Annotated in this window: 10 protein-coding genes and 1 tRNA gene; 7 read left to right on the plus strand and 4 right to left on the minus strand. The window is 29.7% G+C overall.

The window, feature by feature from the left end:
• Positions 1-28 precede the first annotated feature (28 nt).
• The 7 genes from DK405_RS12595 to mrdA all read left to right on the plus strand — a co-directional run bounded on the left by DK405_RS12595 (position 29) and on the right by mrdA (position 9,566).
• Entirely contained in the window at positions 29-1,465 is a 1,437-nt protein-coding gene (locus DK405_RS12595) for an NADH-quinone oxidoreductase subunit N (protein WP_045912157.1), read from the plus strand.
• A gap of 330 nt (positions 1,466-1,795) precedes the next feature.
• On the plus strand, positions 1,796-3,121 hold the full coding sequence (gene tilS, locus DK405_RS12600; protein ID WP_052691624.1) for a tRNA lysidine(34) synthetase TilS: 1,326 nt from the start codon (positions 1,796-1,798) through the stop codon (positions 3,119-3,121).
• A gap of 16 nt (positions 3,122-3,137) precedes the next feature.
• Entirely contained in the window at positions 3,138-5,021 is a 1,884-nt protein-coding gene (ftsH, locus tag DK405_RS12605; protein WP_045912159.1) for an ATP-dependent zinc metalloprotease FtsH, read from the plus strand.
• 34 nt (positions 5,022-5,055) lie between these two features.
• Positions 5,056-5,592: a DNA-3-methyladenine glycosylase gene (locus DK405_RS12610; RefSeq protein ID WP_045912160.1), complete on the plus strand. Its 537-nt coding sequence runs from the start codon at positions 5,056-5,058 to the stop codon at positions 5,590-5,592.
• A gap of 15 nt (positions 5,593-5,607) precedes the next feature.
• Positions 5,608-6,030: a tRNA (adenosine(37)-N6)-threonylcarbamoyltransferase complex ATPase subunit type 1 TsaE gene (tsaE, locus tag DK405_RS12615; protein WP_012462041.1), complete on the plus strand. Its 423-nt coding sequence runs from the start codon at positions 5,608-5,610 to the stop codon at positions 6,028-6,030.
• A 170-nt stretch (positions 6,031-6,200) separates the two neighbouring features.
• Entirely contained in the window at positions 6,201-7,334 is a 1,134-nt protein-coding gene (rodA, locus tag DK405_RS12620) for a rod shape-determining protein RodA (RefSeq protein WP_109510732.1), read from the plus strand.
• 480 nt (positions 7,335-7,814) lie between these two features.
• Entirely contained in the window at positions 7,815-9,566 is a 1,752-nt protein-coding gene (gene mrdA / locus DK405_RS12630) for a penicillin-binding protein 2 (RefSeq protein WP_045912162.1), read from the plus strand.
• A 178-nt stretch (positions 9,567-9,744) separates the two neighbouring features.
• Here the strand turns inward: mrdA and DK405_RS12635 are convergent, their stop codons facing one another.
• The 4 genes from DK405_RS12635 to DK405_RS12660 form a co-directional block, all read right to left on the minus strand.
• The gene (locus DK405_RS12635) at positions 9,745-11,238 is read right to left on the minus strand and encodes a UbiD family decarboxylase (protein ID WP_045912163.1); all 1,494 of its coding nucleotides are present in this window, start codon (positions 11,236-11,238) and stop codon (positions 9,745-9,747) included.
• Between the two features lie 1,245 nt (positions 11,239-12,483).
• A tRNA-Ala gene (locus DK405_RS12645) sits at positions 12,484-12,558 on the minus strand.
• A 577-nt stretch (positions 12,559-13,135) separates the two neighbouring features.
• Entirely contained in the window at positions 13,136-14,662 is a 1,527-nt protein-coding gene (locus tag DK405_RS12655; RefSeq protein ID WP_045912165.1) for an ankyrin repeat domain-containing protein, read from the minus strand.
• 434 nt (positions 14,663-15,096) lie between these two features.
• On the minus strand, positions 15,097-15,324 hold the full coding sequence (locus DK405_RS12660) for a succinate dehydrogenase assembly factor 2 (protein ID WP_231967898.1): 228 nt from the start codon (positions 15,322-15,324) through the stop codon (positions 15,097-15,099).
• Between the last annotated feature and the right edge of the window lie 365 nt (positions 15,325-15,689).

Here is a 15,689-nt window from a genome sequence, read left to right on the forward strand (position 1 = left end):
ACATTTAATTTTATTTGAAAGAGTTATTATGGAAATGTTATATGGTATTATGCCAGAAATTTCGCTTCTTTTATCAGCTTTGATTTTTCAGCTAATTGGAGCATATAGTAACAATACGCTAACTCATGTCATAGCTAAAATGGCAATTGGTTTTGCCGCTATATTAATAGCTATTTTAGTATTTCATCCTAGCTGGTTTAATGGTATTTACTGGAATAATACATTTATTGTTAACCAATCTAAAATATACTTAAAAATTATTATTTTAATTTTTTATATATTTCTTACTTTAATTTATTCTGGATATATCAAGGTTGCAAACTTAAAAGGCCATAGTGAATATATAGTACTAATGCAGCTTGGAGCTTTAGGAGGATTAATATTGGTTTCAGCTAATGATTTTATGGTTATGTACCTTGGTATTGAGATGCAAGGAATAATAGGATATATTTTAACGACTTTTAATTATAATAATTCTAGATCATCTGAAGCTGGTTTAAAATATTTTATATTAGGGACAGTTTTCTCAGCTATTATGTTGTTTGGTATATCTTTAGTATATGGTACTACTCAAAGCATAAGGTATGATATTGCTTTGCATGCATTGCAAAATCCAAGCTCTGATATGGTCGCGCTAGTTGCTATACTAATGATACTTGTTGGAGTCTTATTTAAATTGTCTATTGCGCCGTTTCATATGTGGACACCTGATATTTATGATGGAGCACCTTTAGTAGTAGTTGCGTTATTTTCTAGCTTGCCTAAAATTAGTGTATTAGCATTGCTTGGAAATTTATTATCTGAATTAAAGTTTGCTAGTGATGCATTCTTTTATATAAAAATGATAATAATGGTACTTGCCTGCCTATCATTAATTGTTGGTGCATTTGGCGCATTATTACAACAATCAATTCAAAGGTTTATTGCCTATAGTGCAATATTAAATTTAGGATATGCTGTACTTGCTTTAGTTGCTAACAGCTCTAATGTTATTAGAGCTGAAATATCATATTTTTATATTATTATTTATGCTGCTAGTATGTTAGGATTTATTGCGATAATAATAAACAATTTTACTAATCGTGCTAATTATTTAAAAATTAGTCATCTTAGTGGATTATCTAATGTAAAAAAATTATCGTCAATATTAATAGCAATACAGATGTTCTCATTAGTAGGAATTCCACCTTTTGCAGGGTTTATTAGTAAGTATATTATCTTTACTAGTATTTTAAAATCTAGTATGTATGAATTAATAATTATGGTAATAGCAGCAGTTGTGATTGGATCATATTGTTATCTTAATATTGTTAAAGTAATGTACTTTTTACCTGCTACAGTCAGGTTTCAGAATTCAAGTATAAATTTTGAGCTAACCTTAGTAAGTATATCTTCAACAGTAATTGTTATATCATTAATGATTATATGTATGTTTTTTGGTGAAGGTTTAAGCGTTATTGTATAATGCTTAGTCAAAATGAGATATGGATTATTCAAGTTTGAAACTATTGATAATATGCAAACAGAATGGTTTAAAGCTATTAAACCCTATGGCTTAGTAAAGCTTTAGGTTTAAATAAACCAAAGCAGTAAGTTATAGCAATAAGCATAAACATGGAATGTTCTGTGGAGATGATAATGTAATTGCATACTACTCACTTGAAGAAGTACTATTTTATAATTAGCTATTAATTTTTAATTTTATGAATGAGTTAATTTTAGTAAGTTAACTTTAAGTGGAATTTGATGATTAAAATCGTTAATTGAATTAAAAATTATAAAAACGACGTAATCAATGAATATTGAGGTAGATTTTTGTCATAATATGGAGTATTTTGGATCTTTTGAGGAAAATCCAAAGCTCGCTATAGCTGTCTCTGGAGGAAGTGACTCACTGGCTTTAATGTTACTAGTGAAACACTGGAACGAGAAGGTTAAAGGAGAAATAACTGTTTTAACAATAGATCATCACTTGCGTTCTGAATCAACTAGCGAAGCAGATTATGTTAGTAGTATATGTCAGAATATAAAACTTCAGCATGTTACTCTACACTGGATACATAAAGGAATTACAGGTAATATTCAAGCTCAAGCTCGTAAAGCAAGATATCAGTTGTTAACTAACTATTGTCAAGAGCATGACATTTTACATTTGATTACAGGACATCATGCAGATGATATAGTTGAAAATTTTTTCATCAGATTACTTCGTGGAGCAGGATTAGCTGGATTGAGTTCTCATAATCTTTTCTTTGCTAATAATGTTAGAATTATTCGTCCACTATTTAATATTACTAAACAGGATTTAAAAAAATATTTAGAACAGCAGAATATTAAATGGATAAGTGATCCATCTAATAGTTCAAATAAGTATCTTCGTACTCAAGTTCGTGATTTATTAAAATCTATGCTTATTTCTTTTCAGCATAATTTTACAGTAGAATTACTAAAAAAAAGAATAATGCTTAGCCAAATGCATTTAACACAAGCTTTAGAAAGCGTAAATAATGAAATAATTCACTATGTAGTCCATGCAGTTAAAATTTATTCAGCTGGTTTTGCTGTGATCGATAGAAAGCTTTTTAAGAAAGCTTCACCTGAGGCTCGATATGCTATATTATCATACTTACTGATGATTGTTGGTGCTAATACTAAACCTCAAAGATTTTCTTCTTTACAACATATTATTTTGCATGATATACAAGAGTATAATACTTATAAAACTTTACATGGCTGCATTGTTGAATATTCTATAGAATATATTATAATATATAGAGAGTTTGGGCGTTGCTATCCTAGATCACAGGTTGTAAGTAATTCAGTAGTTTGGGACTATAGATTTAAAGTAGTTGATAATAGAAAAAATAATCATATGAATTTAACTATTGATTATTTAAAAAAAAGCGACTATCACTTAATTAAATCATATGTTGAAAGTAATCAGAGAAATGCTTACTTTAACTACAGTAGGAAAATATTATTTACTTTTCCTGTGATTAAACATCTTGAAAAAGTCGTAGCGATTCCACATATAAAATACTATAGTGATAAAACAATTCAAGAAAGTGTAAGTTTTGTTTTTGAACCGAAGTTAATATCACGTTGGTTTCATTATTGTTAAAAAATTTAGGGTTAATATGAATAATCAAAACAGGAATGTATTATTTTGGGCAACAGTATTTATTGTACTTGTTGTAGCATTTAATTTGCTGCAAGGAGAGAGTTTTATTACTAGTCAACAGCAACTACATTTATCTGATTTTTTAGCTAGAGTGGATGCTAAGCAGGTTAGTAGAGTAAAAATTCAAGGCCATAGTTTAGAAGGGGAACTTACTGATGGTAGTAGTTTTTCAACTTATTTTGGCAATTATGATAATTTAGTTAATCGTCTAAATGATAATGGAGTACATATTGAGGTACTACCTACAAGTACTAGAATGGGAGCATTTATAAGTACTATTATTTCCTGGTTTCCAATGTTGTTGTTTATTGGAGTATGGATATTTGTTATGAGACAAATGCAAAGTGGATCTAGTAAGGCGCTATATTTTGGCAGATCTAAGGCTAAATTAATGGCTGAGAATAGTGTAAGAGTTTCCTTTAAAGATGTTGCTGGTATAGAAGAAGCTAAAGACGAGTTAATGGAGATTGTAGACTTTCTTAGAGATCCAGGAAAGTTTCAAAAATTGGGTGGAAAAATTCCTAAAGGGTGCCTACTAATCGGTCCTCCTGGTACTGGTAAAACTTTATTAGCAAAAGCAATTGCTGGAGAAGCTAATGTTCCATTTTTTCACATTTCAGGTTCAAATTTTGTTGAGATGTTTGTAGGGGTAGGGGCTAGTCGAGTTCGAGATATGTTTGAACAAGCTAAAAAAAATGCTCCTTGTATTGTTTTCATTGATGAAATTGATGCAGTTGGTAGACATAGAGGTATAGGATTAGGTGGTGGAAATGATGAACGCGAACAAACACTTAATCAGATATTAGTTGAAATGGATGGGTTTGAATCTAACGAAGGTGTGATAGTAGTTGCTGCTACTAACCGTGCAGATGTTTTAGATCAAGCTTTATTACGTCCTGGACGATTTGATAGAAAGATTGTTTTAATTAACCCTGATGTAAAAGGTAGAGAAAAAATTCTAAATGTTCATTTACAAAAAGTAAAGCATGCTGCAGATATTAATATTAAAGCTATTGCTTGTGGAACATTTGGATTATCTGGTGCTGCATTAGCCAATATAGTTAATGAATCTGCATTAATTGCTGCTAAAAATAATAAAAAAGAAATTAGCAATGAAGATTTAGAGCAGGCAAAAGATAAAATTATGATGGGAAGTGAACGCCGCTCTATGGCTCTTACTGATGAGCAGAAACGTTGTACTGCTTATCATGAAGCAGGTCACGCTATTGTTGCGTTATATGTTAAGGCTTCAGATCCAATTCATAAAGTAACAATTGTGCCTAGAGGATCTTCTCTAGGTATGGTAATGAGGTTGCCAGAACATGATAGATTAAATTATACTAAAGAACAACTAGAGTCTAATATTGCAGTAGCTTTAGGAGGGCGTATAGCTGAAGAAGTGATTTTTGGAAAAGATAAAGTAACTACTGGGGCTGCTGAGGATATTAAGCAGTGTACTAAAATTGCCAGGTTTATGGTACTTGAAGCTGGTTTAAGCGATAAAGTTGGGTTACAAGAGTATACTTCATACTATGAGTCATCATCATATCCAAATCAAAGAGGTAAGTTGGCTTTCATGTCAGAAAAGAATGCTCAAATGATTGAGGATGAGGTAACAAGGCTAATCAATGCAGGATATACATTAGCTCGAGAAATAATAACATCACATTCAGATAAATTAGAACTTATTGCTAATAGTTTACTGGATAAAGAAACTTTAAACGGTGAAGATGTTAAATTATTAGTATTTAGTGAACAAAAGACTAAGGTAAAAAAGAAAAATACTCAATCAAAAATAAAGATTGCTTCTGAAAAAAATGATGAAGCTGCAGCAGGATAAATAAATTTTGTTTTCTTGAAATAGAAAAGACCAAATGGTTTTAGGTAGAGAATTTTTTTTGCAGGATACAAATATAGTTAGTACCAATTTAATTGGTAAGCTGTTATGTTATAAGAATTTCTGTGGTATTATTACTGAAACAGAAAGCTATATTGGACAAGATGATCCTGCTTGTCATGCTGCTAAAGGCATGACAAAAAGAACTAAAATTATGTTTGGACAGGCTGGATTTAGTTATGTATATTTTATATATGGTATGTACTATTGTCTAAATATTGTTACTGAAGCTTTAAATTTTCCAGCTGCCACTTTAATTAGAGGAATAAAATTAATTCATCCTCCATATACCCATCTTAATGGGCCAGGTAAAGTTTGCAAATTTTTAGGTATTAATTTAACTCATAATGCTATCGATATTACTTTATCAAAAGAATTATACATTAAGGACATAGGCTGCACATTAAATTATATATCTACACCTAGAATAGGTATTTCTAAGGGATTAAATAAAATGTGGCGATATGTTATTACTGATAAAGAATTTCCTTCAAATATTTTCCTACCTTCTTAGAAGTGATATATCAAGATGGTTGAAATAAAATTAGGAAATCGAAGTGCCACTAAAGCTTTTGCTCAGCACTTAGCTGTAAATTTGAAGCCAGGATCAATAGTTACTTTCAGTGGAGATTTAGGAGCTGGAAAGACTTTTATATGCAGAGAAATTATTCGTACAATATGTGGAATGAATACTATAGTATCAAGTCCAACTTTTAATGTACTACAAAGATATCAGGCTGATACCTTTGCAATTTATCATTTTGATTTATATCGTCTAAGAGATAGTAGTGAGATTTATGAGCTTGGCATTGAAGATGCATGGCAACAAAATATTTGCTTGATTGAATGGCCAGAACTGATAGAAGCTATAATACCTAGGCCTTACATTAGTATAAGGATAACAATGAATGCTAATTTAGAAAGGATTATTTCAGTTGTAAATTTACTGTAATGATAGTGCTTTTTTACAAGTTGTATCTTTATAAGATGTGTTGATTGACTTAAAAAAATAAAAATTTACAGATCTAAAATAAAATCTAGCATTGAAACTAAGAATAGTAATGAGAAAAATTTATTATTAAGGTATGCTTAAACTAATAATCCATAAGTGAAATATTCAAAATGCAGATATACCAGAATAGATCATTAGTTAAGGATAAACTTAAAATGTTGCCATTTACATTAATATTGACAATATGCATAGTTTGTTTTTTTGGATTGATAACATTATACTCTGCAACTGGTTGTAAGTTTTTTTTGCGCGCTCATAAGCAAATTCTATATTATATTACGTTTTTACCAATTGGAATACTGTTAGCCTTAGTAGATGTAAGATATATATATAAATACTCGTATATTTTATATTTTATTGTGTGTGTTGTATTAGTTATGGTTGAGATTGCAGGATATAAGGTAATGGGGGCAAGGAGATGGATAGGTATTTCTGCTCTCAGAATTCAACCTTCTGAAGTTGCAAAAATTTCTGTCATTCTAATGCTAGCTAGATATTTTCATGACATTAGTGCTTATAAACTAAAAAAGATACAGTATAGTATAGTTCCACTATTATTAATAGCGATACCAATAACGTTAGTAATTAAACAACCAGATTTAGGCACTGGAATAATTATACTGCTTATTACAGCATCAATGTTTTTTGCAGCAGGAATAACACTATGGATATTTATTATTACATTTATAGCTGGAATAATTCTCTTGCCTATTATTTGGAACCTTTTACATAATTACCAAAAGAAACGCATTAAAGTTTTTCTTAATCCAGAACTTGATCCACTAGGTTCTGGATACAATATTATTCAGTCTAAAGTTGCGATAGGTTCTGGTGGGTTAAGCGGTAAAGGTTTTGCACAAGGAACTCAAAGTCATTTAAATTTTCTGCCAGAACCTCAAACTGATTTTATTTTTGCTTGCCTAGGAGAAGAATTTGGGTTTATTGGTGGATTTCTGCTATTAACTTTATATTTTATAATAATTTGCTATTCTTTAGTAGTTGCAATTAATGTAAGAAATACTTTTAGCAAATTAGTTGCAATTGGCATTGCTTCTATGCTTTTCTGGCATGTTTTTATTAATATTGCTATGGTAACAGGGTTACTACCTGTTGTTGGAATTCCCTTGCCGTTAATATCTTATGGAGGAACGATAATTGCTTCTACGCTTCTTGGGATTGGACTAGTTATGAATAGTTATGTCAATAAAGACGTTGATATAGTTAAATCGCATTATGTATCATAAAAATTATGCTTTATCAGTCGGTAATTTTTTATTTTATAATTCTACTTTCTGGTGTACTTAATTTTATTTTATTTAATTTAAGAATCGATAGTTCTGCTTTTCCAGATATTGAAATTGTGGTTGTTTTTTGTGCTGCATTTTATTATGGAGCATCACTGTTTTCAATTTTTACATATGGTTTAATAATAGACTTTTGGCATGGTACTCATTTTGGCATCACATCTCTAGTTCTTATAATTACTTTTTTAGTATTTACTGCTATACAAAAGAATTTTAAATTATTGGATTATTGTAATAGTTATATCGTTTGCTTAATGTATCTAATGTTATTTACTAGTTTAAAATTATTTCTAATCGCTATTTATGATCATATAAACATTAATTATCAGATTCTAATTTTCAAAATTCTAACTAGCAGCTTGTGTTATTTTCCTTTAAGCAAAATTTTCCAATATATTTTTCGTAATTTAACACTCAGTGATGTTGAATAACAAAGTACATCAAAACAGATTGATTAATCGCAGAGCTTTTCTATTATTGATAGGGAAATTAGGTCTATTATGTATGTTAGCTGGTAGACTTTTTCACTTACAAATTTTTCAATCTAGTAAATATAAAATTTTATCAGATAAAAATAGGGTTAATATTGTATTATTAATAGCTAGGAGAGGAAAAATTTTAGATTGTAATGGTAATGTTTTAGCATTTAATAAGCGTGCTTATCAAATTAAGGCAAATAAGAAGACTCTAGCTCAAAATCAATATGTTGCTCTTGATTTACTATATGATATTTTAAATTTTAGTACCGAAAAGCGTGAACAAATTAACCAAAAAATACTTACTAGTAAAAATCTTTATGAAGTTCTTATTATGGATAATATTTCATGGGATGAGCTAGCTGCAATAGAAGAAAATTCATTAAATTTACCAGGTATATATATTGATTGTATGGAATATAGAACCTATACTTATCCATTATCAACATCACATATTTTAGGTTATACAGCATGGCCTAATGATGCTGAAAGGGCAAATTTAAATATAGAACACACTAGAATCCAAATTGGAAAAAGAGGTCTTGAAAAACATTTTGAGGAAGATCTTAGGGGAACTTGTGGCTTTGAAAAGATTGAAGTAGATGCTAGAGGCCTAAAGGTTAGAGAGCTTGATACTATACCTAGTATTCCTGGTAAGGATATAGCATTAAGCATTGATGTTAATTTGCAAAATAAACTTTATGAGATGTTTGATGATAGAGTAGGGGCTGCAATATTAACTGATGTAAATACTGGAAAGATTAAAGCTCTAGTTTCAGTTCCAGGTTATAATATTAATGCTTTTCCTAGAAGAATTAGTACAAAGGACTGGAAAGCGCTTCTAGATAATCCTAATCTACCATTGGTTAGTCGTGCTTCACAATCGTTATATCCTCCTGGTTCAATATTTCAATTAGTAACTGTACTTGCAGCTTTAGAATCAGGAGTTAATTCTAAGTTAACTGTGTATTGTAATGGTAAAAGCTTTATGAACGATACTAATTTTAGCTGTTGGAATCATCGTGGGCATGGTAATGTTGACATGCTTAGTGCAATTAAATATTCGTGTAATAGTTATATTTATCATCTTGCTAGTTTGATTGGCTATAATGCTATTTTCGCAATGGCTAGAAAGTTAGGATTTTGGAGAAGGGCTGTAGTAAATCTTCCGAATGAACTAGTTGGAAATTTACCTACGCCAGAATGGAAAAAACGAAAAACAAAACAACGATGGATATTAGGTGATACACTGAATGTGGCTATTGGGCAAGGATATATTACTACTACTCCTTTGCAATTAGCAAGAATGATTACTAGCATTGCTAATGGCAAGCAATTATTGCAGTTAAGTTTGACTTTAGATGAAGATGGTTATCATAAAAATTTGAATATTAATGCAGGTCATATTGACTTTATTCGTCAAGCTTTAAAGGCTGTTATTAATAATGAAAGTAGTGGTACTGCTTATTCTTTGCATAGTGATAAAACTAAGCTAATAATTTCAGGTAAAACAGGTAGTGCTCAAGTAGGATCATCTTTGCAAAGTCAAGCTGCTCATGGGTTATTTGTTGGATTCTCTACTACTAATAAGCCTGAATATGCTGTTGCAGTGATTTTAGAACATGGTGGACAAATCGGAATTAAATCTGCAGCTACAATTGCTAAAAGTATTTTGATCGAAGCATCAACTTTATAAACACCAGATTAGGATAATGAGAAGTATTAAGTATATAATCGCAAAGGGTTTGCAAGGTCTAATATTTCGTTATAACTTTTAATACATTAGACCAGTTTCGAAAGAGGTCTATTAAATACCACTTAATGTATAACTGTTTTATAGTAGTTTAGGCTATGTATATCCTCACATTGCACGTTTACATAATATTTTTATTAAATCCATAAAGATGCCATTTTTGAGTTACTGTATCAACTAAATCCTGAGGCATGTCTATTTTTTTACCCCATTTCCTTGTAGTTTCAGGATACATTTTGTTGGTAGCATCAATACCCATTTTACTGCCTAGTCCTGATTCTGGAGAAGCAAAATCTAAGTAATCAATTGGAGTATTATTAATTATTGTAGTATCTCTTTGAGGATCTGTTCTAGTTGATATTGCCCACATTACTTCTTTCCAATTGCGTATGTTAATATCATTATCTACTACAATAACATATTTAGTATAGATAAATTGCCTTAAAAAAGACCAAACTCCCATCATTATTCGCTGAGCTTGGCCTGGATAATCTTTTTTGATGCTGACAATTGCAATTCGGTATGAACACCCTTCAGGAGGAAGCCAAAAATCCAAAATTTCAGGGAATTGTTTTTGAATTAACGGTATCACAATTTCATTTAATGCTTCGCCAATAACAGATGGTTCATCTGGAGGTTTGCCAGTATAAGTAGTTAAATATACAGGATTAGGTCTCATAGTAATAGCCTTAACAGTAAAAACTGGAAATTTTTCTACTTCATTGTAATAGCCAGTATGATCTCCAAAAGGCCCTTCATTCTGATAATCATCAAAGCTAACCTCTCCCTCTAAGATTATTTCAGCTTCAGCTGGCACTTTGAGGTCAATAGTTAAACAATTAACCAGATTAATATTACTTCCTCTCAATAAGCTAGCGAAATTATACTCTGAAACGTTTTCTGGTAATGGCATAACAGCAGCTAAAATTGTTGCTGGATCAGCTCCAATAACAGCAGCTGCAGGAAAAGACTGATGTTTTGCGGTTTGAGACCATCTTAAATATTGCTGAGCTCCACCCCTAAGTTTTAACCATCGCATTAATAATTTATCTTTTCCTATCAATTGCAATCGATATACTCCTAAATTAAATTGATCAACTTGATCAGATGTAGGACCTTTAGTAACAACTAAAGGCCAAGTAATTAGAGGGCTAACATCATCAGGCCAACATTTTTGAATTGGCAAGGAATATAGGTTCACTTCTTTCATTACTATTGATTGGCATGCTCCTGTTGATACAATTCTAGGAGGCATACTTATCACTTTTCTTGCAATTGGCAATAATTTTAAAATCTCCTTAAAAGAAGACGGAGGATTTGGCTGCCTTAAAAAGGCTAGTAGATTTCCAATTTCCTTCAAATAGGAAATATCTCCACCTAACCCTAATGCAATTCTTTCCATTGTACCAAACAGATTAGATACTACTGGATACTGATATTTATTTCCATGATCATCTAACACGTTGCTAAAAAAAAGAGCTGGCCCATTATTGTTAAATACTCTACGACTAATTTCTGTAATCTCAAGATTAGCAAATACAGGTTCTGAAATATGGTGTAATAAATTTTTTGTTTGTAGTAATTCTAAGAACTGCTGGAAATTTTTATATGCCATAACATTCACTATTGAATTGAAAACGCTACTAATTATTAACTACTTTAGTAAGATATAATGTAACAATTTACAAATTAAAGACACTTCTATTACATTTTATACTTTCGTAAAAACATCAAAAAATCACTAATCATAATACAATCAAGATTTGTCAGTTTTTATTTAGGCAGTTTAATTGCAACATATCTTTTTCTTCATATATGCATTTTTATAAAAGTCCTAACATGATTAAAACTAGAAATATTTTTATAATCGAAAGTAAGAATAATTATTTTATCATTTTAATATATAAGTGTATAATGATTTAAAAATATATCTGCATCGTTATCAATGACCTACATATCTGAAATATATCTACTATTAGCAAGTAATATTTTTGCTTCTAATTTTATTTTTAGCATTGAATCAGAATATGTTTTTAGTGCCATGAGACATTTTGGCAACTATCAATTACATTTAGTAGTAATATCTATTATAGCTTCATTGTTTTGTGTTGGTAGCATAAATTATTTTTTAGGCGAACTATGCTATAAAATATATCTTTACTATCAAAATCCTAATCTAATTGCAAGATATAATAAATTATTTACAAGATTTAATAAGCATTGGAAACTAATATTATTATTAACTCTTGCTCCAATAATAGGAAACGCAATAATTTTTGTAGCTGGTTTTCTACATAACTCTTATGCTAAAAATATTAGCGCATTTATAACAATAAAAACACTCTATTATTTGTTACCAATATTTTAGTTATCTAACCTAGGATCAATATAAGTGATAGATAAAATAATGATAAAAAAATAATCTTAGATTAGCAGGAGAAAGAGTTGTGAGTGAAAACGTTATTGGTATGCTAAAACGGTTCAAAATTATTGCTGATAAATATCGAGATAGACGTAAAAGATGTAGATCAGATTCATTATCCTAATCTGATGTTTGTATAGCTAGAGCTACATATCATGAAAAATCAGTTTTTATTATGTAAGAGATGATATTATTAGTCCTTGGGATTGTGACAGCAAAGCTTTTTGTTCTTAGTTACGGAAGATCATTTAAGCGTACATGCTTGATTTTAGGCAGAAATCACTAGTTGCATAGAATTCTAAAAAACAGTGAAACATTAAACTTTACTATCTTATACCTGTACAGTAGTATGTGAGTTTTTTTTTGTAGCCTAAGAATATTAGAAATAAGAAAAATTTTAATAAAACTGCCGCACTATTTAAAAATATTATGGTAACATGGTGGAGATGAAGGGAATTGAACCCCCGACTTTCTGCGTGCAAAACAGACGCTCTACCACTGAGCTACATCCCCACTGAATTAACTATATAGAAAATACTCTATAGTAAAAAGCTTACTTTAATACCTAATACTAACTCAGTATTTTATCTTAAACGTTATTGTATCTGTTTATAAGCTATTAGTCAATTTTTTTTGAAGAATGTACTACTCCTTTTCTAAATATAAACTCAAAGCTGCTAAGCAGTATTACAAAAATACATGAATAGGTATTACACCTCTTTTTACTTATAGCTATACCATTATAAACTGGTACGACTTTGGAGCTTTATCAAAAGTATATAATATAACTGTTTTATAATAGCTTAGCTATATTTAACATTTGCTGCCCTAATATTTTTAGAAAATATACCTTCGTAACACCAGATTAAGATAACCATGTATCTCTCTTTTGATTATTAGTTGGTATTAATCTCTTTCTTTCCTATTCTTGATATATCTTGCAAAAATTATCTATTAAATAGTATACTACCATAATACATTTTTTCATGCTAGGTTATTTTTATTTAAATTTGCTTTGTAATTCAAAATTTTCTCTTTGTATACCTTTCATCTCTTTTCTTATCCTAAACTGACGTTATTAACCTATTCATTAGACGGAACTCTCGTTACCTACACCTATAGGCTGAGTATTTAAATCTACTTCATTATTAAATTGAAGACTTGATACATTAGAACTATTTAAATCATCTGCTAAAAGTTGCAATGCTTCTAATTCACGCAACCCTAAATAACTAAAAATTTTATATCTTATTTCATTAGGCAGATATTGAAAACCTGCCATCTTATCTGCATTCTCTATTATGCTTGGCATTAATCGAGCATATTTGATATTATCTTGAACACGTTTAGCAATTGTAGGAATTGTTTGTGCACAATACCTGTAACAATTTTCAACTACATCATAATTAGCACATTTCATTTGCATATAACTTATATTATTTGATAAATAATATAAGTTATATAGATTGTAATTGTTGACATAGGTATTTTTTATTGTCCACATATCTGTAGCTCTTTTCGCCAACGCTTCATTCCTATCTATAAATTCTTGATTTACTCCAAATTTTTCTGATTGTTCTATACAAGATTGTTCAGTACAGTTATCTTTATTACAATGTTTTGATGTAACAATATGAGAAATAAATAATTCAGCTATTTTTAGCCCTAGATTATTATTTTTACAAACCATAAGAGAAGTTTCTTCAAAATCATTTTGTGCATTTATATCAAAATTACAATCCAAGAAAAATCTAACAACATCTGTATGCCCATTTTTAGCAGCAAAATGCATAACTGTGTTACCATGGTTATCTCGTAAATTAATGTTAGCATTATATTGCTTCACTAATAGTTTAACACCATCTGCATTTCCATTGCCAGATAAAATATGTAATGCTGTTTCTCCTGTAAAATTTTGTAAATCAATGGTTGCATTATGCTCTGCTAAAATTTGCAATACACTAGCAAGAGTATCTTTTTTGAAATGACGACAACAAGAATGTATGGCAGTATTGCCTTGATTATCTGGTAAGTCTATATCAATATCTGCACAATGCTCTAACATATACTGCAAAGTTGCTACGCTTCCATGTTCAGCAGCACAATGTATAGCATGCATACCAGAATTATTTACAAGATTATGCATACCTATAAGAAGCTTTACAGCCTCTACATGATCTAAGACCACAGCATAATGTAAAGCTGTACTGCCGTTTTGATCTTGTGTATCGGCAATGACATTACGTGTTGCTAAAAGAAGCTTTATAATTTCTACATGTCCATGTGTAGCTGCATAATGTAATGGTGTTATATGAGTAATTGGTGTTTTTACGTTAATATCCAAATTATTTTGTGTTAACAGAGTTCTTACGATTTCTACATGGCCACGTGCAGCTGCATAATGTAAAGCTGCCATACCATTAGTATCTAGTTCATTGATGTTTTCATTATCTTCTACTAGAAGACGTTCAACAGCTGCAACGTTGCCATCTTTCGCAAGCTGATGTAAATCATTATTATTATCTAAATAATTTTCTTCTCTAATTAACCAAAAGTTTATACTATTGCGTATAAACCTATAACAATGTAATAATATATAACGTAATAACTGATCCATAAGATAACCATCTATATTTAACTATAAGTATATATAAAATTTATAAAAAAACTACTAGATAAAACTAAATTGTGTAAAAATTAGTGAAAGGAGATATAGTAAAGAAAAAATAAAAAGAGATAGACAGTACAGTGGTAGTATATCCATATAATTCAAGAAAATAAGTAATGAAATTAACAAAAGAGATACTGCCATTATTTTATTAATATCATCGTTTACTTAATTCTATTATCTCTATAATATAGATGTTCTTTTTTATATTTTCGGCATTTTGCAGAAGTGATGCCAAACTAGCAATTTTAGATTTATAAAGATGTAAGTTTTGAAAGAAATTGCTGCTAAATTCAGTTCAATTGATTAAATTAGCAGTAATTAGCAGTGGTTTGATAAGAGTGATCAGCAAAATATCCAGGAATTTTATCATACAAGGGTTACTATAACTGTTCTATACTTTTTAACATGCTAATTAATTTTTTATTTAAATGTTTGGGGGAGGGTTTTTTATTTGTTGTCCATTCATAAACGTCTTTGTCATCGCAATCCAAAATTAATGCAAAGTCTAGTAGTTCTTTATCGCTAAGAAATTCAAGATGCTTACTTAAAAATTTGCTTAACAAAAGATCGCTTTCTTTACATCCGCGATACGTTGCTCGATATATCAATCTCTTTATAATTCTCTGCTTCTCATCTTTATTCATATAGACATTCTAAAAAACAATTTTATCTTAAAAGTCACATTTAAAACTTTATTTTACTAGAACATTATAATTAATAAAATAGCCAGTATTAACAATAAATATCCAACTTCAGGAATATATAGTTCAAAAATTATACTATTGAATTTTTTGTGTTATTATACGATATTTACCATGTTGATAATATAAAAAATACTTTATAAAGTAATTAAATTAATAGAAATACAATATAATATTGTTTACAGCGTATATGCTTTAATTATATGCAACATTTAGTTGATAATTTATTTTAATCTTAATACCAACCATTGTAACTGATCTTAATAAATGTA

Origin of the sequence: Orientia tsutsugamushi (genome assembly GCF_900327275.1) — a bacterium.
Lineage (GTDB): Bacteria > Pseudomonadota > Alphaproteobacteria > Rickettsiales > Rickettsiaceae > Orientia > Orientia tsutsugamushi.

What these genes read in the sequence shown, in the direction of transcription:
- DK405_RS12610 (WP_045912160.1), top strand. Translation starts at nt 5,056, where the DNA reads ATGGTTTTAGGTAGAGAATTTTTTTTGCAGGATACAAATATAGTTAGT.
- tsaE (WP_012462041.1), top strand. Translation starts at nt 5,608, where the DNA reads ATGGTTGAAATAAAATTAGGAAATCGAAGTGCCACTAAAGCTTTTGCT.
- DK405_RS12635 (WP_045912163.1), bottom strand. Translation starts at nt 11,238, where the DNA reads ATGGCATATAAAAATTTCCAGCAGTTCTTAGAATTACTACAAACAAAA.
- ftsH (WP_045912159.1), top strand. Translation starts at nt 3,138, where the DNA reads ATGAATAATCAAAACAGGAATGTATTATTTTGGGCAACAGTATTTATT.
- mrdA (WP_045912162.1), top strand. Translation starts at nt 7,815, where the DNA reads ATGTTGAATAACAAAGTACATCAAAACAGATTGATTAATCGCAGAGCT.
- DK405_RS12595 (WP_045912157.1), top strand. Translation starts at nt 29, where the DNA reads ATGGAAATGTTATATGGTATTATGCCAGAAATTTCGCTTCTTTTATCA.
- DK405_RS12655 (WP_045912165.1), bottom strand. Translation starts at nt 14,662, where the DNA reads ATGGATCAGTTATTACGTTATATATTATTACATTGTTATAGGTTTATA.
- rodA (WP_109510732.1), top strand. Translation starts at nt 6,201, where the DNA reads ATGCAGATATACCAGAATAGATCATTAGTTAAGGATAAACTTAAAATG.
- tilS (WP_052691624.1), top strand. Translation starts at nt 1,796, where the DNA reads ATGAATATTGAGGTAGATTTTTGTCATAATATGGAGTATTTTGGATCT.